This window comes from Stenotrophomonas sp. ATCM1_4 (assembly GCF_004348115.1).
GTDB classification, from domain to species: Bacteria; Pseudomonadota; Gammaproteobacteria; order Xanthomonadales; family Xanthomonadaceae; genus Stenotrophomonas; species Stenotrophomonas capsici.
Genome location: NZ_QPFB01000001.1, coordinates 203,516 through 227,097, shown reverse-complemented (window position 1 = coordinate 227,097; position 23,582 = coordinate 203,516). Strand labels below are relative to the sequence as shown.

General features: G+C 61.7%; 31 protein-coding genes and 1 tRNA gene. 1 reads left to right on the top strand and 31 read right to left on the bottom strand.

Going from position 1 to position 23,582, the window contains the following annotated elements; translation table 11 throughout:
• Positions 1-55: 55 nt before the first annotated feature.
• From ATCM_RS01095 to ATCM_RS00985, 23 genes are all read right to left on the bottom strand, one after another.
• Positions 56-406, bottom strand: a complete 351-nt coding sequence (locus ATCM_RS01095) for a DUF2793 domain-containing protein (protein WP_132862451.1) — start codon at positions 404-406, stop codon at positions 56-58.
• Complete coding sequence (locus ATCM_RS01090) at positions 403-2,637, bottom strand: phage tail protein (RefSeq protein ID WP_132862450.1); 2,235 nt, start codon at positions 2,635-2,637, stop codon at positions 403-405. The genes ATCM_RS01095 and ATCM_RS01090 overlap by 4 nt, the downstream gene beginning before the upstream one ends.
• Positions 2,637-3,653 carry a hypothetical protein gene (locus ATCM_RS01085; protein ID WP_132862449.1) on the bottom strand — a complete coding sequence of 339 codons (1,017 nt, stop codon included), beginning with the start codon at positions 3,651-3,653 and terminating at the stop codon, positions 2,637-2,639. The genes ATCM_RS01090 and ATCM_RS01085 overlap by 1 nt, the downstream gene beginning before the upstream one ends.
• Positions 3,650-4,612: a hypothetical protein gene (locus tag ATCM_RS01080; protein WP_132862448.1), complete on the bottom strand. Its 963-nt coding sequence runs from the start codon at positions 4,610-4,612 to the stop codon at positions 3,650-3,652. The genes ATCM_RS01085 and ATCM_RS01080 overlap by 4 nt, the downstream gene beginning before the upstream one ends.
• Before the next feature lie 74 nt (positions 4,613-4,686).
• Positions 4,687-5,094 (bottom strand): C40 family peptidase, encoded by a 408-nt coding sequence (locus ATCM_RS01075; RefSeq protein ID WP_132862447.1) that lies wholly within the window; start codon positions 5,092-5,094, stop codon positions 4,687-4,689.
• Positions 5,091-5,975, bottom strand: a complete 885-nt coding sequence (locus ATCM_RS01070; protein WP_132862446.1) for a DUF2163 domain-containing protein — start codon at positions 5,973-5,975, stop codon at positions 5,091-5,093. The genes ATCM_RS01075 and ATCM_RS01070 overlap by 4 nt, the downstream gene beginning before the upstream one ends.
• Entirely contained in the window at positions 5,972-6,559 is a 588-nt protein-coding gene (locus tag ATCM_RS01065; protein WP_132862445.1) for a DUF2460 domain-containing protein, read from the bottom strand. The genes ATCM_RS01070 and ATCM_RS01065 overlap by 4 nt, the downstream gene beginning before the upstream one ends.
• Positions 6,556-8,745, bottom strand: coding sequence for a hypothetical protein (locus tag ATCM_RS01060; RefSeq protein WP_132862444.1), 2,190 nt, complete (start codon positions 8,743-8,745; stop codon positions 6,556-6,558). The genes ATCM_RS01065 and ATCM_RS01060 overlap by 4 nt, the downstream gene beginning before the upstream one ends.
• 10 nt (positions 8,746-8,755) lie before the next feature.
• Positions 8,756-9,001 carry a hypothetical protein gene (locus ATCM_RS01055; RefSeq protein WP_132862443.1) on the bottom strand — a complete coding sequence of 82 codons (246 nt, stop codon included), beginning with the start codon at positions 8,999-9,001 and terminating at the stop codon, positions 8,756-8,758.
• The gene (locus tag ATCM_RS01050) at positions 8,998-9,360 is read right to left on the bottom strand and encodes a phage tail assembly chaperone family protein, TAC (RefSeq protein ID WP_132862442.1); all 363 of its coding nucleotides are present in this window, start codon (positions 9,358-9,360) and stop codon (positions 8,998-9,000) included. Before ATCM_RS01050 ends, ATCM_RS01055 begins: the two co-directional genes overlap by 4 nt.
• A 54-nt stretch (positions 9,361-9,414) precedes the next feature.
• The gene (locus ATCM_RS01045; protein WP_132862441.1) at positions 9,415-9,957 is read right to left on the bottom strand and encodes a phage tail tube protein; all 543 of its coding nucleotides are present in this window, start codon (positions 9,955-9,957) and stop codon (positions 9,415-9,417) included.
• 67 nt (positions 9,958-10,024) lie between these two features.
• Positions 10,025-10,375 carry a DUF3168 domain-containing protein gene (locus tag ATCM_RS01040; protein ID WP_132862440.1) on the bottom strand — a complete coding sequence of 117 codons (351 nt, stop codon included), beginning with the start codon at positions 10,373-10,375 and terminating at the stop codon, positions 10,025-10,027.
• Positions 10,375-10,863, bottom strand: coding sequence for a hypothetical protein (locus ATCM_RS01035; RefSeq protein ID WP_132862439.1), 489 nt, complete (start codon positions 10,861-10,863; stop codon positions 10,375-10,377). The genes ATCM_RS01040 and ATCM_RS01035 overlap by 1 nt, the downstream gene beginning before the upstream one ends.
• A gap of 2 nt (positions 10,864-10,865) precedes the next feature.
• Positions 10,866-11,204, bottom strand: coding sequence for a phage head closure protein (locus tag ATCM_RS01030; protein ID WP_207911763.1), 339 nt, complete (start codon positions 11,202-11,204; stop codon positions 10,866-10,868).
• On the bottom strand, positions 11,204-11,548 hold the full coding sequence (locus tag ATCM_RS01025) for a head-tail connector protein (RefSeq protein WP_132862438.1): 345 nt from the start codon (positions 11,546-11,548) through the stop codon (positions 11,204-11,206). Before ATCM_RS01025 ends, ATCM_RS01030 begins: the two co-directional genes overlap by 1 nt.
• 2 nt (positions 11,549-11,550) lie before the next feature.
• Complete coding sequence (locus tag ATCM_RS01020; protein WP_132862437.1) at positions 11,551-11,790, bottom strand: hypothetical protein; 240 nt, start codon at positions 11,788-11,790, stop codon at positions 11,551-11,553.
• A 57-nt stretch (positions 11,791-11,847) separates the two neighbouring features.
• On the bottom strand, positions 11,848-13,251 hold the full coding sequence (locus ATCM_RS01015; RefSeq protein ID WP_132862436.1) for a phage major capsid protein: 1,404 nt from the start codon (positions 13,249-13,251) through the stop codon (positions 11,848-11,850).
• A 12-nt stretch (positions 13,252-13,263) separates the two neighbouring features.
• Entirely contained in the window at positions 13,264-14,127 is an 864-nt protein-coding gene (locus tag ATCM_RS01010; protein WP_132862435.1) for a head maturation protease, ClpP-related, read from the bottom strand.
• Between the two features lie 4 nt (positions 14,128-14,131).
• Positions 14,132-15,418: a phage portal protein gene (locus tag ATCM_RS01005; protein WP_207911762.1), complete on the bottom strand. Its 1,287-nt coding sequence runs from the start codon at positions 15,416-15,418 to the stop codon at positions 14,132-14,134.
• Positions 15,415-17,097 (bottom strand): terminase TerL endonuclease subunit, encoded by a 1,683-nt coding sequence (locus tag ATCM_RS01000; RefSeq protein WP_207911761.1) that lies wholly within the window; start codon positions 17,095-17,097, stop codon positions 15,415-15,417. Before ATCM_RS01000 ends, ATCM_RS01005 begins: the two co-directional genes overlap by 4 nt.
• Before the next feature lie 10 nt (positions 17,098-17,107).
• On the bottom strand, positions 17,108-17,527 hold the full coding sequence (locus tag ATCM_RS00995; RefSeq protein WP_132862433.1) for a P27 family phage terminase small subunit: 420 nt from the start codon (positions 17,525-17,527) through the stop codon (positions 17,108-17,110).
• A 556-nt stretch (positions 17,528-18,083) separates the two neighbouring features.
• On the bottom strand, positions 18,084-18,251 hold the full coding sequence (locus ATCM_RS19035; RefSeq protein ID WP_165931093.1) for a hypothetical protein: 168 nt from the start codon (positions 18,249-18,251) through the stop codon (positions 18,084-18,086).
• Positions 18,251-18,610: a DUF1064 domain-containing protein gene (locus tag ATCM_RS00985; protein ID WP_132866025.1), complete on the bottom strand. Its 360-nt coding sequence runs from the start codon at positions 18,608-18,610 to the stop codon at positions 18,251-18,253. Before ATCM_RS00985 ends, ATCM_RS19035 begins: the two co-directional genes overlap by 1 nt.
• A gap of 129 nt (positions 18,611-18,739) precedes the next feature.
• On the opposite strand from ATCM_RS00985, the gene ATCM_RS00980 reads away from it, so the two are divergent.
• Positions 18,740-18,931, top strand: a complete 192-nt coding sequence (locus ATCM_RS00980; RefSeq protein ID WP_243693933.1) for a hypothetical protein — start codon at positions 18,740-18,742, stop codon at positions 18,929-18,931.
• A gap of 16 nt (positions 18,932-18,947) precedes the next feature.
• Here the strand turns inward: ATCM_RS00980 and ATCM_RS00975 are convergent, their stop codons facing one another.
• The 8 genes from ATCM_RS00975 to ATCM_RS00935 all read right to left on the bottom strand — a co-directional run bounded on the left by ATCM_RS00975 (position 18,948) and on the right by ATCM_RS00935 (position 23,536).
• Positions 18,948-19,418: a lysis system i-spanin subunit Rz gene (locus ATCM_RS00975; protein ID WP_132862431.1), complete on the bottom strand. Its 471-nt coding sequence runs from the start codon at positions 19,416-19,418 to the stop codon at positions 18,948-18,950.
• Complete coding sequence (locus ATCM_RS00970) at positions 19,415-19,693, bottom strand: hypothetical protein (RefSeq protein ID WP_207911759.1); 279 nt, start codon at positions 19,691-19,693, stop codon at positions 19,415-19,417. The genes ATCM_RS00975 and ATCM_RS00970 overlap by 4 nt, the downstream gene beginning before the upstream one ends.
• A gap of 109 nt (positions 19,694-19,802) precedes the next feature.
• A complete protein-coding gene (locus ATCM_RS00965; protein ID WP_132862430.1) occupies positions 19,803-20,126 on the bottom strand; it encodes a hypothetical protein in 324 nt (107 codons plus the stop codon).
• A complete protein-coding gene (locus ATCM_RS00960; protein WP_132862429.1) occupies positions 20,126-20,557 on the bottom strand; it encodes a structural protein P5 in 432 nt (143 codons plus the stop codon). The genes ATCM_RS00965 and ATCM_RS00960 overlap by 1 nt, the downstream gene beginning before the upstream one ends.
• 336 nt (positions 20,558-20,893) lie before the next feature.
• The gene (locus ATCM_RS00955) at positions 20,894-21,577 is read right to left on the bottom strand and encodes a hypothetical protein (RefSeq protein ID WP_132862428.1); all 684 of its coding nucleotides are present in this window, start codon (positions 21,575-21,577) and stop codon (positions 20,894-20,896) included.
• Positions 21,574-21,942, bottom strand: a complete 369-nt coding sequence (locus ATCM_RS00950; RefSeq protein WP_132862427.1) for a Ref family recombination enhancement nuclease — start codon at positions 21,940-21,942, stop codon at positions 21,574-21,576. Before ATCM_RS00950 ends, ATCM_RS00955 begins: the two co-directional genes overlap by 4 nt.
• Positions 21,943-22,665: 723 nt before the next feature.
• A complete protein-coding gene (locus tag ATCM_RS00940; RefSeq protein WP_207911757.1) occupies positions 22,666-23,298 on the bottom strand; it encodes an integrase arm-type DNA-binding domain-containing protein in 633 nt (210 codons plus the stop codon).
• Positions 23,299-23,459: 161 nt separating this feature from the next.
• A tRNA-Arg gene (locus ATCM_RS00935) sits at positions 23,460-23,536 on the bottom strand.
• Positions 23,537-23,582 lie beyond the last annotated feature (46 nt).

The window sequence follows — 23,582 nt, the reverse complement described above, 5'->3', positions numbered from 1 at the left end:
CATCAATCCATTGGTGAAATGCGATGGTAGGCTAGCCCGCCCACTCCCTCAACTTTCACACGGCTGACCAGGCCCCGCCGATGTACCGATACCGGGTGCCAAGCGCCCCCTCATCGAGAACAACCGCCTCCCAGCCATCGCGCGGCTCCAGGAAGCGCCACAGGGTCGCCCCGGTGCAGAGGGCAACCTGGCCGGACTTCCCCGTCCATGCCCCCGTAGCGGCTGGACCAATGATCCACCGCTTACCGGAATCGGATTCCACTGTTGTAGGCGGCGCCGCCAGGTCTTTATCGACCACCGCCAGCTGCAGGAGGGCATCGATCGCCTGCAGCGTGTCGTTAATCGGGACGGAGGGCTGCAGGGAGTTGGACGGGACAAGCTCAAGCCCAAGGTTCGGGGTACTCATGTTGGGATAGCCTCGCTTGCCGGGCCTGGCCCGGTAATGGTGTTGATGGCGGCCACGGTGACCGTCACGCCGCTTGGCGTGCTGGCGCGGGTGTGGGTTGTACTGGTCACGTCGGCCGTGAAGCCGTCGCTATAGGTCACCCGGTAGCCGGCGAAATACTTGCTTTGACGCGGGGCGGTTTCGACGCCGAGCCGGCCACGGCCAATCCAGCTGACGGTTACGGCGTTCGAACCGTTCCTCACGGCCCTGACGTAGTGAACAGGCCACTCCTGCTGGCTCTGCGGCTCATCGACGGCGAAGGATGACCAATCGGCCTCATCGCTGTCCTGACCGTAGCTCACGCCGCGATAGGAGATCGTCGTTCCGGTCATCCACTGCTGAACTTGCACGAACACGAGGGAGTCATCGACCAGGACGAACATCGAGCCCGCAGGCACGGCGAGCGGCGCAGTGGCGTACCTTCCGCGAACCAGCCCCGACAGCTCAAACGTGGATTCGCTGAGCTGGGTTGAAGTCTGGAATTGCAGAACCTCCCAGCTGCCATCTGCGCGCCGGATTGCCGCTTTGTTCCCGTAGCGCAGCAACTGCTCGTAGTCGATGGACTCCAGTTGCTCAGGAACAACGACAGTGAGACGCTGTTGCGACAGGTACTCGGAGCCCACTTCCTGCAGCAGGTCCGAAGCGGTCACACCGATGACTGCCGGCACGTCCACCTGAAGGGACTGTCCAACGCTCACGCCCCCATCCGTGCTCATCTGGATTTCCGCCCCGCGCCAGCCCCGACCAGTGCCACGCGCGCCGACGTAGTAGCCCAGCTCATCGTCCTGGTCACGCAGCACCGGAATATCCAGAACTGCCACAATGGTGTCGCCGACAAGCCCCGGGGTAGTGGACGTAGGCGGTTCCGCCCTCACGCCCACCGCGTTGGCGTCGTAGATCCATGGGGAATCCTTGGACGCCTTGACGATGAGCGTTCCTCCGTCCTCCTCGATCTCCATGATGCGCATCCGGTGCGCCTTGCCGCGCTTGTCGGTGAGGACGATCACATCCGTAGGGACCAACGCGCTGTACGCGATGGGCAGCTCAAATTCGTACGTCTCCATTTCGCCCCACGCAACGTTGAGCCGCCGCATGGCGACAGTGGCGTGGAAATCTGGCGATGCGGTAAGCGGGATCTCAATCGAGGATTCAGCCTTCGCGTTAACGGTCGTGCTGCGCCGCTCTGCCGTCTGCTTGTTGGTCGTGTAGTCGATGGAGCTATCCACCATCGTCACGTTCACCTTGCGCAGCAGCTCCGCCTCCTGAACGCGGTCGATAGTGAGCGCATCATCGTCACGCGCCACTAGGGCATCGCTGCCGATGTACAGCGCCGGATCACCCCCACGCAGGACTGCCCTGAGCTTCTTGTCCGACTCGGCCGGGTCGAAGAAGAACGCCGCCTGCAAGGACTGGACCATCACGTCCGCCCCGCCCTCGCTTGCGACCTTGAAACCCTCAGTGGTCGTGCCAAACAACCCGCTCGTGTCGATGCTTTGAACCGAGACACCCGACCTTCGATAGAGGTCATCGATCACGTCCGCAACGAACGGGTCAGCTGCCTGGAGCGCGCCAGGGTCATCCGTCCTGCGGTAGTTCCGCAACCTCCACTGCATACGCGAACCGCGATTCATCGCCATGCTCACCAGCCGCACGGAAGGCCCAAGGTCGTCACGAAGCACGTACTCAACCGTGAACCTATCTCGCTGGTAGCGCATGCAGAGATTGCCCGCCCGGATGTAGCTCAGAACGATGTCAGACTCGGCGATGTTGAAAGGCCGCTTCTCGTCAAGGCTGCACCGAAGGTCATAGCATCCTGCCGGCAGGTCAGTGTGATCCATACCCCCGATCACCGGGTTGTACCAATAGAACCTGCCTTGCCCGTTCTGCATGTAAGCAACGAACGGATTCATATTCTGGTCAAAGCAGACATCGATCTCATCGATCCCCATGCCTGAGAAGAGAAGCGTCTTGACCACGGCGGTGGCCTGAACGTAGACGCTCCCAACGCCAGTCTCCTTGTCGATCTCAAGCCTGGCCGTCCAGAGCTTCACCGCGAGCCCTTGGGAGGGGTCATTCAACGCAACCCCTCCCAGCTCATACGCAATCGCCTTGTCTTCCGACGACGGGCCTTTTACCGGGAACGAGAACCCGCTGATCACTGCATTGGTTGAAAGCAGGTTTCCAGGGATCATTAGAATGTGAACCTTATCGTGATTGACATCTGGTCCTGATTGGTTTTGGTGAACTTGTACCCATCGGTGAGGTACAGCCACAACGTGCCGAGGCCGAAGTTCACCTTGAAGCAATTGATGTCAGCGATGTTTCCGGCGCTCAGCCCCCAAGTGAAGGTCATATCTCGATAGAGGCTTCCAGTCGTGTAGTTAGCGAGAGTGGAAGAGCTTGCATTGCTGCCAGCGGTGCTTCCAGCAGGAGGCGTGGCTGCTGAGTTGTCCGGCTCTCCTGCCGACTTGTAAGGCGTTGCAGGGCCGTTCGTAGGGAACCCTATTCCGTCCGAACCACCAATCGCGTTCGGCGTGGAGGTGAGTGAGAATCCATCTCCATTGCGCGCCTGGGTCGTCATTGCGGCCGCCTTCACTACGCAATTGGAGTTTCCAACTACGCCCTTGATGTTTCGCGGGACAGTGGAGGCAACCTTGCGCGGGAATGCAACGCGAAGCCTCCAGATCACGTCAAGGAACTCATCTGGCAGAACCGGAACACTCGTCGGATTTCCGCCCGAATCCCTTACAAGGGCCCGCGATGACAGCAGCGACGCGGCAGTTGGAGCGGCCACATTCGTGTCCCATACGCAGCCAACTTCTGAGATGTTCCCCGAAGCGGCTCCTTGAGGGAGTCGCTGACGCATCGAGATTTCGCAGTAGACGTAATCGTCGTCGTAGGAAATTGTGCTTGTGCTGTCGGCCCCGGATTGAACAGTGTCCCAGGCAGCGCCAGCGCGGAACGCAGCGAGGGCAGTGTCGCCCTTGACCGGCGCCGACGAACCAGTACCAACGACGATCTTTGGGCGAACCGGGCCATAGGCGGAAAGACTTCCGCCCATCAGCGCAAAGAACTGATTATCTCCATGCGTCGTGATTATGTTGTCGCTCCATCCGCTCTCCGCAGACACTGCCTCATCCATCCTTCTGGCGATGAGCTTGTACTTGCTTGATACGGCGAGCTTCAGTAGTGCGATCGGTGAGTTCATGTTAGCGATATTCCTATGGGTTCTACTCTGACAGTTGTCGATTCATTCGCAAGTCCAGCGATGGTTACCAGCGCCGACTTCAGCTCTATCAACTGCGGATCTGCATGCACGCCAACCGACTCACTTTGACCTGCATCAATGGATACCAAGACGCGCACCAACACCAGCTCATGTGGCGCGGCGTTCACGGCGACCACTTCGTCATCCATGTACGTGGCGTTATAGCTATCCTTCAGCTTGATCTCGCCAGGAGTAACCTCATAGCTTGAAGCCTCACTGTAGGCTCCTCCATCAACAACCATCGACCGCAGCGACATTCCAAGCGGACTCACTTCATACGACTGCGATTCGCCGGTAAGTTGCGGGTATGGCTTGCTCGTTAGATAGGCCTCTGGCGGCGTAGCAATGACGCAAAACTCATACTGCGGAACAGCGCCCGACAGGTCCGTGAGGTCGTCGTTCTCGACAACGATGTACGCAAGCCCACGGAACGGAGAGACATTCCCGGCCCCCTCTACCGCCACGATGGTTGAGTCGGGCATTTGCGACTCGCCGCCACGATAGAGGGTGACCTTCCCCAGCCACTTGGCGCTGTAAGCCTTCTCCTCGGCGGTGGCGGCTGGATCGGACGTGTAGACCTTCTTCCCGTTCCGCTTGATCCAGTGGAAGCCGAAGATCTCGCCTTGGCAGACTCCGACCGCATAGCTGCGGGTGTACGTGTAGGTCGTGGTCTTCGAACTTGCGCCCTTTCCTTGCCGCTGGCGCTTGACGTGCTCAATCAGGCGGTCGCACCAGATGATGTTTCCGCCTGTCACGTATCGCCCGTATCCGAATGGGATTACGCCGCCGACCGTCGAAGTCTGGCTCATTGCGTCGGTGAGACGCGGGCCTTTCACCTGTACGGGGTCAACATATCCGCCAATGGCAGAACCAATCGAGAATCCGATCTGTGCACCCATTACTGGGTTGCCAGCGTAGAACCCAATGATTCCGCCAGCTACACCACCAACGACACCACCGATAGTTGATCCGCTCACCGGGCACCCCGCCTGTATATGCGGCGGATTCGCCGCAGCCACTTCTCATCCAGAGGGTGCTCTGTAACACGCCCCAGGATGCTGTCCGTGTGGATCAACGAAAGCCCGCCATGGATGTCATCGGCGATCAGGCCGCAATGCCGGATCGGCCCGCCGTAGGCCACCGCTACGGCGTCTCCAGGGCGCATCTCGGCCCCCTCCTCCAGCGGAGCCCCCAGCAGCCCCTCCATCGTCGCCTCAAGGAGCCCACGACACGGATTGCGCCCGTAGCTTGGCGTGGGGCTCTGCACGTCAAAGGCAAGGATCAGCAGACCGGCGCAATCGATGCCGATTTCGGGGTTCCGGCCCTGGTGGCACCACGGCACGCCGATGAGCGCCCGCGCCTTCTCGATTGGGTTTGTCATGCGGCATCCACCGAGCGAACGTAGGCACCAGGCACGGAAAGGGACGTGTCCGATACGGGGGTAAGGTGCTCGCCACGGAAGTTCAGGACGTTGCCCTTCTGCTTGCACGTGGCGAATGTCTTGTCGCAGTCCTGCCGGATGCGGAAGGTGTCGCCAGCCCCGATGTCGAAGCCAGCCGGTAGTGCAAGGCGGATGCGGCCACCAGCTTCGAAGCTGAACACCTCGCTTTCCAGCCCGACGTTTGACCCGGTGAGCCACTGGATGATCCCAAGGTCATAGAACCCTGCAGCCCCGGCCAACCCACTCGCAGTGAATACCCGGTCGGGGTCATCGCCCTCCGTCGTGACAACGCCGTCCGTCCAGACGAACCGCATGCCGCAACGCTCGTCGCCGTAGCCGGCTCTGCAGGTCAGCGAGTACACCGTGCTGATGGTCTGCTTGGCCTGCTGCATTAGCGACCGGTACTCGGTCACCCAGGCGTTGCCATGGCACTTGGTCTGCCCGCAGGTTCCGAACATGACAACTTCATGCCCCTGCGAAAGGTCCATGTAGTTGACCCGGTAGACCGTCACCTCCGCATAGTCCAGCAGGCCGGCCGACACCTCCTCGACGGTGATGCCGGTCGCGGCCACCCATCCCATCAGGTCGGTGTTGTCTACACCAAAGTCTGCGGCCGATTGGATGCGCTCAGGCTTGAAGCCGTTTTCTGCCCGGTAGGCGATGAGCCCCGCACCATCGTCATAGGAGAGATCAACATCCAACGTCGTGAACCCAAACACCACCCCTTCCCAACGGCCCACGCAGGCGACACGCAGGAGGAAACACCAGGTGGTTGCAGGCTCGCGGAGATGCTCCTGCAGCAGGATCGGGATTTGCTTCATCGGCGCACCTCCACCAGCTCGATGTCCGCGCTATGGGCATCCAGGTCGCCGAGAGTGAAGGCGTTGTGGTCGCTATCAAACCGGACCCAAACGTCGAACTCCCCAGACCACGTGTAATCGTCGTCCGCCCATGCCAAAGCAGGGACGAAAAGCCCCTTCCCAGCATCCAGAGATCCCGCCACGGCGGTTCCCGCAGAGTTGCGAATAACCGCAGTGACGATTGCCTGGATGCGCCGTGTTGCCGATTCCGGGCCGAGTCGGTATGTCCGGGTCAGCTGCACTGCATCCGTCGTTCCGATAGCTGGGGCGATGGGCTCCGCTTTGGCAACGTTGTCCAGGGGATCGTTGAAGCGGAATGCGTAGAGCCGTCCACGCGCCGCGTAGAAAGCAGCCATCACTTCCCGCTGCCCGGCCGCGGACAGGTTGTTGAATGCGGCGCTGTACCGCATTCGTGGATACCGCCATTGCCCGTTTCGCACTTCGCCGCCGTTGTCCAGTTCGACAATGGCGGTATTCCACTCCGGGCCACCTTGGAAGCCATAGGCGACACACTCGGGCAGCCTCGTATCAATGAACCCACTCATCGGCCATTCCTCGCCATAGCTCTTGATGACTCCCTGCCGACTTCACGGGCGATTTGCATGGGCGTCCTGCGATCAGGCTTCCCGGCGACGGTGACATTCAAGTTCTGCACGACCTGCCTGCCGCCCCTCGCCGAAGCCATAGCCGCCGCGGTCGGGACGATGGTCCCTGTGCCTCGCGGCGCGAACCACTCCGGCCCTTCTTCGCCGACCCAGTACCCACGGCCCGACAGAACGTCACCGCCAGTTGCCTTTGCGCCACCGAACAGACTTGCAGCACCGGACATCAGCGTTGACAGGAAGCCACCGCCCGAAGCGCCACCTCCGCCACCGGACATGCCGCTGAACATCTTCGACATCAGCCCACCCAGGAGTCCGCCACCGTTCTGGCCCTGCTCTCCGAACAGGGACGCGGCGAAGTTGTTTGCGATCATCTTCAAGATGTTGCTCGCCACCGAGTCGAAGAAGTCCGTTACGGCATCCTTCGCGCTCGCCGCACCCTTCACCAGGTCGTAGAAGTTATCCGCGAACGCGCCACGCATTTGATCCTGCAGGCCAACCAGATCCCCCATTGCCTTGGACTGGTCATAGAGGAAATCCGACAGTCGCCCAATAGCATTCCTTTCCTCTTCGGTGGCCTCAGCACCCAGGTATCGGAGTTCGATGGCCTTCTCGCGCTCCTTGTTCGTCAGCGACAAGATGCTCAGCTCAAACTCAAGGTCGTCCTTCTGCTCCTTGAACGCCTTTTTGCGGTCCTCCTCGGCCTCCCGCTGCTCCTCAAGCTCCTTGCGGGCTCGTTCGTCTGCAGCCTTGCGCTGGTCCATCAGGTCCATGGTGGCCTGCTTCTGGCGCAGGCTTTCCTTCTCCGCGTCAGACAATCCTTTCAGCGCACCTGCCGTCAGGTCGTAGTCGAGTTTGGCAGCCGCACCCACCTTCCCATGCAGCGCAATCTGCTCATCCAGTTGAGCGTTAATCCGCTCGTACGCGCGGGCGAGTTCATCGGTCTGGCTCTTCTGCCCGCCGCCGCCGGACTTGCCGCCGCCTGTGCCACCCTCCCCACCGGCAAGCAGCTTCCGCAGCGCGTCCTCTACCTCCTTGGCGCGGTTCTCTGCGTCCGCCTGCCCCTGCACGCCCTTGAGGAACGACATGGCCTCAGCGGCCATTCCCGTGGCGTCAGCCGGCTGCGTGGCAGCTCGCTTACCGCCACCGCTCCCACTCCTGAACGAATCGATCAGGCCCTGTTGGCCCATACCGAACATCTCGAAGCCCTGCTTGAACTCCCCCTGCAGGACCAGAAGTCCGCCATGCGCCGTCGCCAGCGTTGCTGCAATGGCCGTGCCGGCCACTTCGAAGGCCTTGGCAACGTAGCTCGCACCTGTGCCGATGACGCGCAAGCCATCGGCGATCTTGCCGGCCACCTCGTTGAGCTTTTCCCCATTCTGCGCGCCGTCCAGGAACTGGCCGGACATGCTCAACAGGTCTGGCAGCAGGTCGGCAGCGACGGCGTTCCCGACGCCCTGGACGAAGATCTTCATCCGCGCCAAGTTGTCGTTGAACTCCTCCGCATTGGTGCCCGCAGTACCGGAGACGACCTGGCCGAACGCTTCGGCCTCAGCGCCGGCATCCCGCAATCCCTGCGAGCCATCCTTCAACAGGTCGATCAGGCTCTGGAAACTCTTGCCGAAGATCGACATTCCCGCCGCAACGACTTCCTGAGACCCCTTCTGCGCCTTGTAGGCATCAGCGAAATCGTAGAGGAGATCGATGGTCGGGCGAAGCTTGCCATTGGCGTCCTTGATGCTGATGCCCAGCGCATCGAAGAGCTTTGCCTGCTTGCTGCTCGGGTCCAGCGCCTCGGCCTGCGCCTTGGTCAGGCGTCCGATAGTCGTCTGCAGATCCTGGACGGAGAGATCCGCGAAGCTTGCGGCGTACGCCAGCTTGGAGAAGTCCTCCGTCCCCATGTTCAAGACCTTGGCGGTCTTGCTCATCTCATCCATTGTGTCGATGGATGACTTGACCAGCATGGTCAACGAGGTTGCGGCGGTCGCCAGTCCGGCGCCAAGAACCGCCCCCATCTCCTTTGCGGCCTTCTGGAGCTTCTTGACCGCCTTCTCTGCACGCTCCGAATCGGTCACGAAGGAGCCGGTTCGCATCAGCAAATCAATGACGATTGAGCCTGCAGTTGCCATCGTTGGCCTCCTACTGGGTCTTTATGCCGAACGCGGCAAGGGTGCGGGCATCCGCCTCATTCACGCGATTTGGACGTGGCGAGAGGAAGGCGATGCTGTTGTCGTAGTTCCCGCCAAACACCGCCGCAAGCAATGCAGCCGGCTTGTGGAAGCGGTGGTGGTCATCGAATGGGTAAAGAACGAAGAACTCACGCCACCCGTGCAACTCGCGTTGCGGCATGGCATCGATCTCCCCGAGGGTTTTCCCAAGGCTCAATGCGAGCTGGTATCGGAACCATTCGCCGCCTCGACCGACGAAGGAGCTTTTCCCGAGAACTTGTTCAGTTCGGTAATGACGGCCCACATCGCAACCGATACGGACGGTTTCAGCTTTGCAGCCTGCTCCATCGTCAGAACGCGCTCTCCGGCGTCGTCAACGATGGAAAGCGAGATCGCGAGTGCCCACGCGGACGCGCGCTCCTCGGCATCCTTGCTCGCCTCAATCTGGATGATGCGGCGAAAGTCGATGCTCGGCAGCTCGCGGAAGTTGAACTCATGGCTGGACCCGTCAGGCAGCTTGATCGGGTGCTTGTGGATCTCGTCAGAGACGAACATGGATGCGGGAATGTTCTGCATGTTGTTCCTCAGTAGCGCCGGCCCACCGCTGGGAGCCGGCGCGGATGGTGTCTATTACGGGCCGGGCGGCGGCACCAGGTCGGCGTTGTTGACTGCCCCGCCGTTCCAGTGGAATACCTGGCCTTCTGCCTGCTGGGTCAGGCTTGCGGTGCCACGCACGATCTCGTTGGTGGCGATGTCCAGGGTGTTGGTTGCCACGTACGCATCGAACTCGATGGACGTGCGGCCTTCAGGAGCGGTGAGCGTCCCATCCGCCTCCAGCTCCGGGGGATCGACGCCATCGGAAAGGCAGGCCATCCAGTGGAAGACCTGCTTTGATTCCTGCATCTTCGTCAGCAGGCGATGGGAGATGCGGGTAGGCTTGAAGTTGTAGGGGACGGACAGGGACGCCACCTGGTTGAGGCCGGGCTTGGAGGTTTCACCCACCTTGTTGCCCAGGCACGTGGTGCTGATCTGCGACGGTGCGCCGCCGCCCATGCCGGTGATGCCCGTGGGGCAGTTCAGTTTGACCAGGCGCGGAGTTCCCGGCGTGGTGATCGTGTCAACGAAGAAAAGCTCCGTCCCTTGGGTGAGTACGGTTTCGTCGGTTTCGGCCATTGCTTAGCCCTCCTCCGGGCATAAAAAAAGCCGCCAAAGGGCGGCTCACTGCGGGTTGTGGTTCGAGCTAAAGCCCGATGAAGTCGGCCTGTAGGCCTACCCGGTACAGACGGGTATCTGTGTCGCGGCCATCAATGACAACGCGGTTTGCGATACGAGCGGCGTTGAGCGCGGTCCGCACCGCGACTGCCAAGGCTTCCGCGCCAGCATCCTCGTCGTGATAGCAGTCAATCTGCACTGCCGTGAAGTTGGTGCATGGATTGCCACTGAGCTGCAACTGCGGGTCATCACCGATGATCTGCCAGGTGATGTATCGCTTGTCCGTTGTCGGTCCAATCTCGCCATGCCTTCCAATCCTGTCCGCAACGATGGCAGCGACGGCAGGGGTGTGAATCGTCCTGTAGATCTTCGGGAACATCAGCCGGCACCTCCGCTGCTTGCAAGCTTCTTGACGATACGATCAAGGCGGGCCTTGAGATCCTCGACAATGATGGTGATGGCCTGCCCCCCATGGGTTCGCACGGTGCGACGAATGAACGAGGCGGAGGCCTGTTTCGAGGAGCCGTATTCCTTGATCTGCGCCGACTTCAACGTACTCACGCGCTGACCCTTCCGCCCTGGATACATCTTCCGCTTGACCCTGACGAGGTAACGCTCGCCGTTGCCGCCGCTGGGTGGCTTGCCGCGACTTGCGATGATGTTCTCCTCCAGCAGGCCAGTGGACTGTTCGCCCTCCACCAGGACCGAGCGCAGGGCCTCTCTCTCGCGATCCCTGATGAACCTTGCGCCCTTCGCAAGGGCAAGTTTCACCGGACCGCCACGCTTGCTCACGACCTCGGTGGGAAGATTCTTCAGTAGGCGCTGAATCTCGTCTGCCCCCCTGATCTCTACACGGCCAACATCCATGGCTATTGCCCCTCATTGACGCCGCCTGACACCGGGATTGTGATGTACTCCAGGCCAGACACCTCATCGGGCAGAAGGCCGGCGATGTTGTAGACCTGGCTGCGGTGCAGGATGCGCATCGAAGCCTGCAGCCCGGCGCGGTACCGGATCGTGATGCGCGCCGTGACCGCCGCCTGCGTCTGCCCGGACTGGATGAACTCACGCGCCGACAGCGGCTCAACGGCGGCCCACACCATGGCCACGTCGGCCCAGGTGGTATACGACACGCCGTCATCGTCTCGGGTCGTCACCTGCTGCTGGATTAGTACGCGATGACGCAGCTCTCCGGCTCCGATGCTCATTAGACCCCCAAGCCGATGCGGTACGGCCAGAGCAAACTGTGCGCCCCCATCGGTACCTGCACTGTCGCCCCACCACTCCCTTGTACGTCTTCCCGCGTTCGGTATAGGTGGCCGAGCATCAGGAGCACAGCGGCCTTGATCGAGTCATTGACGAGGATGGGATCGATGCCAGCAGTGCCGTCGAGAACGGCGGCGGCCATGGTGTCGGCATCTGGGAACACTCGGCGATTGAGGAACTGCTGCGCCGCCTCTTCTGATGCGCTGCCGTACAGCTCCAGCATCGTGTCGTCTTCCGAATCGATCCTGCAGTGCGTGCGCGCCTGTTCAAGGGTGATCAGCTCCATGGTCAGGCCCTGGCTTGGCCTTTGCGGGTCTTTCTGCCCGCGGGTTGCCCGCTGACGGCGTCGGCTTCCTCGGCCGCTTCAGCGACGGTGGCTTCTTCCAGCAGCGGCTCCGGAAGCTCTGTTTGGGGCTGCTCGCTCACGGCGTCGGCGGCGCCCGTGTTGATGAAGTGCTGCCCGCGGCTGCTGTCCATCCGCACGGTGGTGCCGGCCCGCGGGTCGGGCTCTTTGAACTTGATTAGCATGATCCTCTCCAAACCCGGCCTGCGCGGTGGCAGGCCGGGTTGCTCTGGAACGACGGATTAGACGACGTTGCCCAGGTCGCCGTAGATGAAGGCTTCCGGGCGGTACACGGCCAGGGCCAGGCGCTCTTCAGCCAGGATGGTCACCAGGTTCTTGACGAAGTCGTCCTCGTTCTCGGTGGCCACTTCGACGCGCGCCTGCCAGCGGTCGAAGACCTGGGCGCCCAAGCGGAAGGCGCCGGTAAGGAACTTGTCCTCGGCAATGGCCTGGGTGGTCACCACCGGCAGGTTCCACAAGGTGGCGCCGATGACGCCCTGCGGGTTGCCGATGATGTATCGGCCGGTGGTGTCCTTCTCCAGCTCCACACGCGCCCAGTCGATCGGGTTCATCACGATGCCGCTGGCCGGGAACTCTGCCAACTGGGCCTGCAGCATGGCCAGGCGGATCTTGTCGATCACGGTTGCGTCGGCCAGGGCGATCGGATCAACGTAAGCAGTGGCCTGCGGGATGATGCCCAACAGGTTCTGCCCGGTGCCATCGCCGTTGAGCAACTGCTGCTCTTCCTTGAAGGCCAAGCCATAGCGCAGGCGACCGTCGATGTAGCTGGCCAGCTGCGAGGAATCGCTGAGGATCTGGCGCGATGCCTTCATGGTGTGCGCAATCACCTTGGCAGTGGTGCTCACCAGATCGAACTTCAGGCTGGACTCCGGCTTCTTCGCGCCCTCGGCTACCGGCGCCGCATTGTTGGTGAAGCCGGTCTCCTTCACGTACTCCAGCGCGTTGCCATCCATGCGACCCGGGGTGATCAGGTCGCGTACCGTCAGACGACGATCCGGCGGCGCGATGATGCCCGGCAGTCGGGTACTGGTGACCAGATCACCTGCCGCGCCATCGGTGTCCGTGGTGACCGACGTGATCGCAGCACTGAAGGTCATGTCGACACGGCCACGCGGGGTGGTCCTGCCTGCGAAGGCCTGGAACTCTTCGCCGTTGACGAACAGCTGGCCGAAGGACTGGTGCTGCACGTCACCGCCGGCACCATTGGCCTCGATCTTGGCCAATTTCTGCTCAGCCGCCTGCAGGTTGGCCTGCAGCTCACCCTGCTTGGTCAGCATTTCGTCGACCTTGGCCCGGGTTTCGGACGACAACTCGGAGTTCTTCGCAGCAACCTCCGCGTAGGACTTCAGCTGGTCACCTACCGTCTTGAGGTCGGCGCTGACCTGCTTGTACTGCTTTTCAACATCCTCGCCGACATCACCGAACTGCGAATGGCAACGGAACTGTCGGCTTGCACTGGGCTTGATCAGCATGGACGCCAGGACAATCACACCGGCGCTCCCCAGCAGGCTCATGCCGATCACCGGCAGAGTCAGGCTCGTGGATGCACCAACCATCAACGGAATCGCTGAGGCGATGGCGAGAACGACCAGGTAAAAGGTAGCGGAGAGCTTCATGGACTTCATTGGGTATTGCTCCTAGTTCGGGAGGTTGAACGAAAGGCGCGGCAGAGGCTCTGCCTGCACACGGATGGCCTTGCGGCCGTTATCGGTGGGATCACCCTCACCGCTGCCAGCGGGCTCGCCCCGGCTGGACTTGATTTCACTGATCAAACGCATGGCTTCGGACTTCGGCATTCCGGTAGCGCGCAAGCCCGCCTCCACGCGGCGAACTGCTGAGGCGTTCTCCTTGCTGGCGCCCTTCTCCACCTGGTCAGAGGCGAGCAGCTCGTCGGCAAAGCCGTCCTCCACAGCGGAGGCACCGCCGATCCATGTCTCGGCATCCATCAACTTGGACATCGCCCTCTGCTCGGCACCGGTACGCGCCGCGTAGATGCTGGCCATCGCCTCGTCGAATGGCTTGAGCGTTGCGGCCACGTCGGCAAGGTCATGACGATTCCCAACAGCAACCACCCATGCGTTGTGGATCATCAGGAAGCCGGCGCGTGCGATCTGGACCGTGTCACCGGCCATGGCGATGACAGACGCAGCCGATGCCGCCAAGCCCAGCACCTTCACCGTGACCTCGCCGTCGTGCTCGCGCAGGAGGTTGTAGATCGCCAGGCCCTCAAACATGTCGCCGCCCGGGCTGTTGATGTTGACCGTGACCGGCCCTTTCCCCATCCCGCGCAGGGATGCCGCGATGCGCTTGGCGGTCACGCCTTCGCCGGTCCAGTAGTCGTAGCCGATCACGTCGTAGATGCTGATGGATCGTTCCGCATCGGTGTCGGAGGCCGCCCTGACGCCAGCCTCCCAGCGGTCAAGGGCGCGCGGCTGGATCTGGCTGCTGACAGCGGCGCATGGGCGACCCTCCGGCACACCCGGCAGTGTCTTGATCGTCATATGGTCAGTCCTTCTTGTCTTCTGAGAAGCCCAGGAGCGTGCGGAGAGCGGCCCTGGCTTTGTTTACATCGGACGCGTGGCCAACGCTGTCCAGTGTGGTCATGGCGGATTGCACGGTCAGCGCAGCGGCATTGCCGCCCATCGGCGCTCGGTCCTCCAGCTCTCGGACCTCATCGCGGGTGAGAATGCCCTTATCCACCATCACACCGTAGAACGCGGCGCGGCCAGCGCTATCCGCACGAAGCAGGCCCTCAACCGTGAATTTCGGGTAGAACTTGATCCGCTCAGCAGGCGTCATCAGGTCCTTGCTGATGGCCTGTTCAATCCGGCGAAGCCAGGGCCCAAGTGTGAATGTCAGGAAGCCAATCATCTGTTGCTCGATGCCTGTGCCCCAACTGGTCGATTTCTCGGTGTGTCCAACCATCCATGGAGGCACTCGGAACCAACGGCATATCGACTCAACAGCGAATGACCTCGATTCGAGGAGCTGGGCATCAGCCGGGTTGATGCCGAGCGTTCCAGCCTCGGTGCCGCCCTCCAGCAGCGGCGTCTCGCCGCGTTCAATCGCCCCAAGTAGGTTCTTCTTGAACTCGGTGCGCTGCTCTGGCTTCAGAAAGGCATTGATCTTGTAGTACAGCGTCTGCAATAGACCGTTCTTGAAGGTCCTCGCCGCTGCGCGATCGGCCGCGATTGCATTCCCGAAAACCTTTGCGCCGTAGGCAATCACCGAAACGCCGTTATCGCCGTCCAACGTGAAGCCGGGTATCCGCCATATTCTCTCTGCGGGAATGACTCGGGGCGTCCCGTTCGAGCGCTTGTAGGTGTAGACCCTTTTTCCATTGGCGTCTTGATTCACCGTCAACCTACCCGGGTCCAAGAACTGCAGCCCGATGACTCGTTGCCCGGCATATAGCTTTTCCGCGTGCGCGTTGCCGCGCAACAGCATGGCGACGATCATGGCTTCCCAGAAGATCGCAGCCGTCGAATCGGCGTTCGGCTGGTCATGTACGACGAAATGTAGCGGGTGATTGCTAGCCACCTGCTTACCGCTGCTGGTGCGCTCGTAGATAGACAGCGGAAGTGTCGCAATCGTCTCGGAGATCAACCTTACACACGCCCAGACTGCATCCACTTGGAGCACGGCGCGAGGAGTGACCGAAACGCCTGACTCGCTTACCATCTCCCGGTCCACGTACAGTTCTTCATCCCTCGTCGTGAACGAACGCACCCATCCATCAATCGCCGCGGCGATTCGACCCATGATTCCGGCTATCGGCTTGTTTCTTTTCACCTTGCATTCCTCACGGGATCGTTCAGCCAGTCGTCCATATTTCCGTCCTCGTTGCAGTCCGCCGGGATACTTAGGCCTATCGCCATCAGGAGTGCTGTGATGTCATCGATCTTTTCCGGCGACTTACGCTTGTCCGGTGCCATGTTTAAGTTATGGTCCCGACGAATAACCAAGTTCGATGCGCACCAGGACAGCACCGGATCACCGGTGTGCACCAGCCGGCCGGCGACGTATGCCATTTCGAGCTCCCGCACAGCGGGGTGATACGACTTCGTTCCTTGGATGAACTCCACCATCGGAACGTTCGCAGTGACCAAGCGGCTGACCATTTCAGTTGCGTTCCACCTATCAAAGGCCATCGCCTGCAGGTTGAACCGATCGTGCACTTCGAGTACCGCTTGCTCGATCACCGCATAGTCGGTCACCTCGCCTTCGGTCTGCTCAATGTGCCCTGCTGTAACCCACCCCTGATACGGAACAGTTCCGCGCTCGCTTCGGTTCTTTACGGCCTCGGCAGGCACCCAGCGGCGTCCCCAGGTAAGGATTCGGTCCTCCACGCGCCATACCAGGCGCATGGACGTTAGGTCGGTTGTGCTCGCAAGATCGAGCCCGCCCCAGCACGGAACGTCTCTCAGTTCCTCCAGATCCACCACACCCGCGCACTTGTTCCACTTCGGCAGCAGGATGAAACCATTGGCCTGTGATGCTGGCCGGTTCAACCGCTTGATCTGGAACTCCGCCAGCTTCGACGGCATGGCCTTGGCCTCGACCGCCTCTTTGCGAATCGCGGTCAGCAGCTTCGGGTTTACGTCCATCAGCGGATTAGCTTTGAACCACGCGGACTCGTCAAAGTCCCGGTCGCTCTTGTCCACCGCGAAGAACAGCACCAGGTAGTGGTCTGCGGTGTTGCCGAAGACGCCCTCCAATAGCTGCTTGGCAAACTGCCGGATCTCTGCCCATGGCCCAGGGTTGGTGTAGCCCTCTGTCGTGGTGAATAGCCACAGTGGGTTACCACGTGCACCGGCTGCCGACTGTAGGACGTTCAGTAGGTCGGGCGTCTTGTGCGCATGGATCTCGTCAAGTCCAACGTGCGACGGATTGAGGCCGTCCTGCGTGCTCGCCTTCGCGTGCACAGGTTTGAAGCTCGCGCCGATCTCCACGCGGCTGATCGACTTGGCCCACGTCTCCAACCCATACTGCTCCCGCAGGTCCGGCGTCTTCTCAACCATGCGCTTGGCAACGTTGAAGATGATCGATGCCTGGGAGAATGTGGTCGCCGCTGAGATGATCTGCGCGCCTTCCTCGTTCTCGCAGCACTCGCAGTACAACAGGATCGCTGCGGCCAACGTGGACTTCGCGTTCTTGCGGGCCACTGCGAATAGGGCCGAAGTGAACCGGCGATTCCCATCTGGCTTGCGGAAGCCGAACAACTGCACGAGAAACCAGACGTGCGAGGCATGCAATCTGATCTCGGGGGTGTCCCACTTGCCCTCGACGTGCGGTAGAAGCTCGATCCAGCTGCAGACGTGGTTGGCATGCTCGCGCGAGAAGTAGAACGGAGCCCCATTCTTCTGTGCGCGCTTCAGGTCGCCGAGGAACCGCTTTGCGGCAAGATGGATGAGCCGTCCGAATCGCTTCCCCTTGTTCGCTGCAGCCTCAGTTGCATAGGCCACCGCCACATCTACGTAGTCACCTGGTGCCGGGCTGGCCGAGTGCCCCGAACTTGTTGCCCGGCTTTTCCGTGTCGCCATTCGGCCTCACCTTCCCTTGTGCAACGGGGGTCAGCCCGAAGTCGTTCATCAGCCCGCGCAGCTGCGCCACCATCGACGCAACCGGTGCCTCCCCGGCGGAGTAGAGCTGCACCACCTTTCCATGCAGGGCACACAGTTGGCCCAGGGCGGACAGACCCGCCTCAGTCAGCAACTTGTTCGCGTGGAGAATCGGGGCCAACCGGTTCCACTCCTTGATCGCGTGCCCGTTCGGCAACCAGTCGGGCGGCGATGGCACGGAATCGACAAGCGGCAACTCGGCTACTGCTGCTGGCTCGCGGTCGGGCCGGTCGGTCCCGGCCACCACCTTTAGCGATGTCGGCTTACGGGGTCGGGCCATGTCGGAACCTCAAAAACTGAAATTTCTGAATTGACGGTGCAAAAAAACCACTGGGCGGCCGGTGTCCGAGGGGGAACGACCTCAAAAAATTTCCCCTCCCCCCGGGGTATGGATGAGAATCATTCTTATCTTCACATAGCTGAACGAATGCCGGGATGCGTTTGAGAACGGTTCTCATGCCCCCTCGCATCTCCGCCGCTCGCCAGTCAGCGGGTGGAGTCGGACTCCACTCTCCGCCGCGATCCCCTTCCAGCCTCCTCGGCCGTCTTCTTTGCGTGGCAGACGCTGCTCATGGCCTGCAGGTTGCTCTCCTCATCCGTGCCGCCTTCCGCTATCGGGATGATGTGATCGACCTCATCGGCCAGCAGGGGCAGCCCACCTGCCTGGCACTCGCCGCACTGGCACAGGTAGCGGTCACGTACGAGGATGCGGTCACGCAGCCTGCGCCATGGCCTGCCGCCTCTCCCATTCCCGTATCGCTGCGGCTCAGCGACAGGTGGTGTGTGTACAGGTGCCATGCGCTGCATCGGCTTGTGCTTAGGCGCGAAGGAAGGCATCAGCCCAGCCCCCTGTTCTGATCGCGAGAGGCCCCACACGGCTCGCCATCCAACGACAATTGGACCTGCTCATCGTCCTGGGCGTCGTCGGCCAGCGCGGCGAGCAGTGCATCCAGCCTCCTCTCGATACGCTCCAGTCGCTCGTCAACCGCTCTCAGCGTGTCCATCAGAATTCCTCCACGTCCCAGCCGCCGCCGTCCCGCTTGGCCCTCACCTTCACGGCGAGGAACCGGAACGGGTACATCGCCGCGGCAATCTTGATCTTGGCCCTGGCATCGTCCTGCCAGAAGCCCTTTACCTCGTGCAGCTCCATGACGCCATCAGCAGCCAGCACTGCAAAGTCCGGCGTGTAGAACGTGTTGTCCGCGAGCCGCAGCTTCAGACCCTCGAACTTGTGCCAGAGGATCTTCCCCGCATGCTCCAGCGCGCGCAGCCGCTCGGCATAGGCCTGCTCGGTCTTGTTCAATTCACCAGTCTTGAGCCGACCGAGAGCCAGATGAGCACGGCTCTTGCAATGTGGCGCCATGAATTCCATCCCCTTTGAATCACGCTCCATCACCTGCACTCACCGCGTGCGGCAGCGCAGATTGAACGGGTGCGTTTCTCTATGTAGCGTCGGGCTTGCCCTATCCCGGGCAAGCAAAGGACTGACGTGATGATCAAGAAGGCCTTGAAGACCGTACTGTTCCTGCTCGTTGCCGTATCCGGCTTCGCTACCGCGCAGGTGACTCCCTGCTCCATGTGCGAAGTGCAACTCAACCGTTGCCTGCAGAATGGCGTTTTCACCGATGAGCAATGCTATGCAGCCTATGAGCGCTGCAAAGCGGAAGCCTGCCCTGCCCCGTAACGATCACCGCCAGCCCTCATGACGAGGGCTGGTTCCTATCGGACCTCACTACCGCTTGGCAGGCTCTGATTTGGTCGTCGGCTTCTCGGCCGATTCGAACAAGATCACCCTGATCCTTTGCTCGTAGCTCGGCGAGCGCATCACGTTCGGCGGCGCCGGCTGCGGACTCGGACACACGGTTGGTTTCACACGCTGCCCACTGCCGCCGCAACTGGAGGTTGCCAGCACGCAGGTCAGCAACAACAGCAGCAGGGACGGCCTCGGCCGCATCCCGGTCTTCTTCATGCTTCGCTCCGATCTGGGCCAACTCCTGACCCTTGGTCTGTTCCAGCGCGCGAGCACCCTGCTCGGCCTGCACCTGGCTGTTGAGCTGCTTCACTTCCTGCTTGCCGGCGGCTATGTCCGCACTGCGGTCACGCCACTCCCGGCCCAGGAAGAACCCCGCCAGGAACAGCAACAGCCCGACGACGATGTGCACTCTGGTCATCTGAAACCTTCAATGGTTGCCCGGTCGGGGTGCCTGTAGCTGATCCAGCCCGGCATCGGTACAAACCGGCCGTTCTGCTTGAGCTGGATCTGCACGTCGTAGCGAGGCAGGTTCTTGAACGCCGCGTCGAACTCCTCCAGCAGAACCGTCATCCGGGCCTGCCAGTCGTCCGGCATCTCATGCATCAGCACGCGCGGCAGCGGGAGCCAAGATGCGCGACTCAGCCCGAACCAGCCCCACAGAGCATCGTAGCCGGGGCGTTGAAGTGCGTTCATTCAAACCTCCGCGCCCGCGAGGGCTGTCATGGGTCCATTCCGATGTCGCCGTGCCAGTACGCCAGCGCGCCGACGGCCAGGCCGACCAGCAGGCCTATGCCCAGGTACATCACGGCGGTTCGGGCGGGATTACCGCCCCCAGTCCGCGAAGCAGGCCTTCCAGCGTCTGCACTCGCATGCGCAACCGGTGCGCTTCCTCCTGGGCCTCACGCCGCAGCTTGATCTCCTCGTCCAGCTGCGTGTCCATCCGGGCCTGCGACTGCTCAAGGCGATCAATGCGCTCTGTCAGGCCGCCCACCAGGGTGACGTTGGCGTCCGTCTCGGTGCGGTCCTTCTTCCGGCTCGCGATGACGCCCCAGATTTCCCGGACCAGCCACAGCGCGAAGGCACCGCCGGCCGCCCACCAGGGCGCGGTGCTCGGATCACCGTCCATCAGGCGAGAGCCTGGCGCACGCCAGCCTCGATCACCGCCTCATCCCAGAACAGGCCGCCGTTCTCGTGCCGGGCGATGGCCGTCACCATGCGCTGCAGCGGTACCTGCTTGTTGAGGTTCACCACCTCACGGCTGCCCACACCGACCTCCCGGGCCACCTGGGTGATGTACGCCTCGGTGGGGTTCTCCACCGGCGGCGCCCAGCGGTTGATCATCTCGCGGACCGTCCTCAGCCCGTGCTTGTTCTGATACGTGAGCAGGGTCTTTGCCAGCGCGCGGAAGCCAGCCTGCGGCGTATCGAACACGCAGAAGCGCTCCTCCCTCGCCAGTGCTGCTGGGCTGCGGTCCTCGCCCTGCCACACCTGGGCCCTGCGGTCGATGTTGCCCGGGTTGTTGTTGCGGACGCCGCGCGGCTCCTGCTTCGTGCTCATGGGTGAATCCCCTGTGTGGCAAAGGTGCCCGTCACCGCAGCCGGCTGGCTGGCTCGATGATTGGTCCGGTGAGAGTGGACGGGCGTAGAAGGACCGATCACCACCGCTGCCTAGGTGCACAGGCCAGGCATGGCGGGACTGACGCGCTTGCGCGCGGCACCGGCCCCAATCGCCTCACGGCGAGCGGAGGGGATTTCGGCGCGGTGGTGATCGGGGTTGAAATGAAAAGCCCCGCACATGGGCGGGGCTTCCTGGCGGGTTTGGCCCTATTGGGCCAATCTGCCGAATGTACACAGGCTATAGCGCAAAGCGGTCGGGCTTCAACCGACCATTTCGCTACGCAACTTCTCTCGTGGTCAGCGCGCGTTTCATCACTTCAGCGGCTTCCTGCTCAGCATTGCGAAGCAGCGCAACGATCCAGTTGTACATCGCCGCCCAGATGGTTCGGTACACGGTTTTGCTGCGACCAATGGCTGTCGCGCGGGTGCGCTCGGACCAGGACACGTAACCGGTACCGCCGCAGCGCGTGCAGGGGACCATCGGGAACCCATGGCAGGCATCGCATGCGGAACACCCGGCCACTTCCTGCAGCGCTGCCAGGGTGATCGGCGCAAGCATCGCCGCGGCGTCGCGGGGCCAGCACTGCGCCTTGGCACTGTCGTACGCGCCCTGGGCCTCCTCGAGCTTGGTCCGCAACTCGGACGACATCGAGCGCGCGAACTCGGCCATGGCCTGACAGAAGCCCAGTTCCAGCTTTGCAGCGGCAAGGGCATCCTCCTGCCGGCGCCACTCGCCCATCACGGCATTCAGCACGTGGACCCGCAGCTTCGGCGAAGGCCTCACCTCCGCGTCCAGGTAGCAACATTCAAGGACCTCTCGGCCCAAGCCGGCCGGAACCAGCCCGAGCGCGTGAGCCACGTCGATGGCTTCGAAAGTCGGCTTGCCGCCGCCAGGGCCAGCATCAAAGCGGGCGGTCTTGGCGTTGAACCGCGCCCCCAGCATTTCGCGCACGTCGGTCATGCCGCTCTCCTTTGTTCAATCACGTAGGTCTGTTGCTCGATCAGGTCGTCATCGGTGCCGTAGGTCTCGTGGAACACACGGGAGCCATCCAGCAGGCTCGGGCCGTACACCTCCCGCATCGTTGCGAAGGTGTTGCCCTCAATCGGGTGCCGACGGTGGTGCCAGGTGCAGAGCGCGTAGCCGAACATGTGCCCACGTCGCACGTTGCCGCTCTTGGCATGGTTGTAGTCGCAGCCGTAGACGACCAGCCCAGCGTCCAGCAGCCCGGCCAGCAGCAGCGACAGGCAAGCCATGCACGGGCCAGCCTTCGCCGCTTCGATGCGCGCGGCTTCCGCCGCGGTCGGAGTGCCCGTGGAGTGCTGCATCGCCATCAGTCCTGATCCCCGAAGCCGCCGCGGCGTCCACCGCCAAAGAACCTGTTCTTGCCACCAGCGCTCGACGCAGGGCGGTCGGGCTCGGGGGCCTCCGGCAGGTCGCCCTCTCGATCTCGCAGGGCCAAAAGGGTACGAGAAAATTCCACTTTTGGCGTCAGCTAATCTGCGGGGGGATTACCGTCGGCTGCGCACGGCTTTCATCACGGTATCCAGAACAAGTTCTCGATCAATCGTTGGTCTGACAGCCCAACCAACAATCCTGCGCGAGAAAAGATCCAGCACAACCGCCAGGTACAGCCAACCCTGCCACGTGCGGATGTAGGTAATATCCTTCACCCACGCCTCGTTCGGGCGCGATACGCTGAACTGACATTGGAGAAAATTAGGGATCAAGACATGAGGTTCTGGAGCGGGGATGTACCGTATGTAATAGCTATGCAACGCGTGTAATCCGTTCACCCGCATCAAGCGGGCAACCTAATGTTTGCTGCATGCCTCCCCTTGCTCCCTCAGGTCGAGAAACACCTTGGGGGCGCCATAAATTCCGTGGCTGACGGTAAACGACGCACGTATCAAGCGAAGCAACCGCGCATCTTCTTGCGCTCGATCGGAAATCGGTTGTTCACGCCATGCGCAGTAGCCGGCTCGAGCAACCCCAAGCAGACGACACATCATCTGGACACTGAACTCGTCCCGATGCGCATCGATGAATTTTTAGGCTTGCCGGGTCTTGCTGGTGATCTTGCCTGCAGACATGACTGTCTCCCAATGCCCCCCAACAGAGGTTAGCTCTGTCTGGGAAATCCTGGGAACTCCATACCGGAAAACCATTCCTGCAATACCACGCGCTCGATGCGCCGTCTCCACCGCCCCCCTCTTCTCCATCTTTCGCAGCACAGCAAGCAGTTCGACAGCGGAAATCTCATTGATCGGCCTTTCACCAATGTAAGGATTGAGATCCTTCTCAATGATCCTTCCGTTCCTTACAACCGTGGATTTAGCGTTCTTCTTGGTTCGCATAGCAAGAAGCTCCAGCGCGATCGCCCCAAAGCTGTTCTCAGAGCCTCCGCTGCGAACCAGCTTTTCGAGCTTCCGCTGCTCGCCAGGGTCAATGCCGTTAGCCAAAGTCTTTCGCGCCGCCATGTGCTTCTCACGGGCCTCAGCCAAGCTCACCTCCGGGTATGAACCCAAGGCCAGCCGCTTTTCCTTTCCAGCAACGCGATACTTCCACCGCCAAAGCTTGCCACCCGCTGGGGTGACCTCAAGGTAGAGCCCTCCGCCATCGAAGAGTCGCTGGGGTTTCTCAACAGGCTTGACTTTACGTACTTGGATGTCAGTCAGGGCCATTGGGGGCATGTCCGCATTTCGGGGGTCTGGATGCCCCCGAACTTGCCCCGGATGACCTGGATTGCAACAGATGCCCCCGGACCTGACTGGACCACGGATAAAGAAAAACCCCAGATTTCTCTGGGGTTTTGGACATCCTGAGACATGCTCGGACTTCAATCTGGCGCGCCCGGAGGGATTCGAACCCCCGACCAATGGCTTCGGAAGCCACTACTCTATCCGGCTGAGCTACGGGCGCAGAGTAGACCCGACCCGGATCGCCGGGCGGAGGCGCATTCTAACGA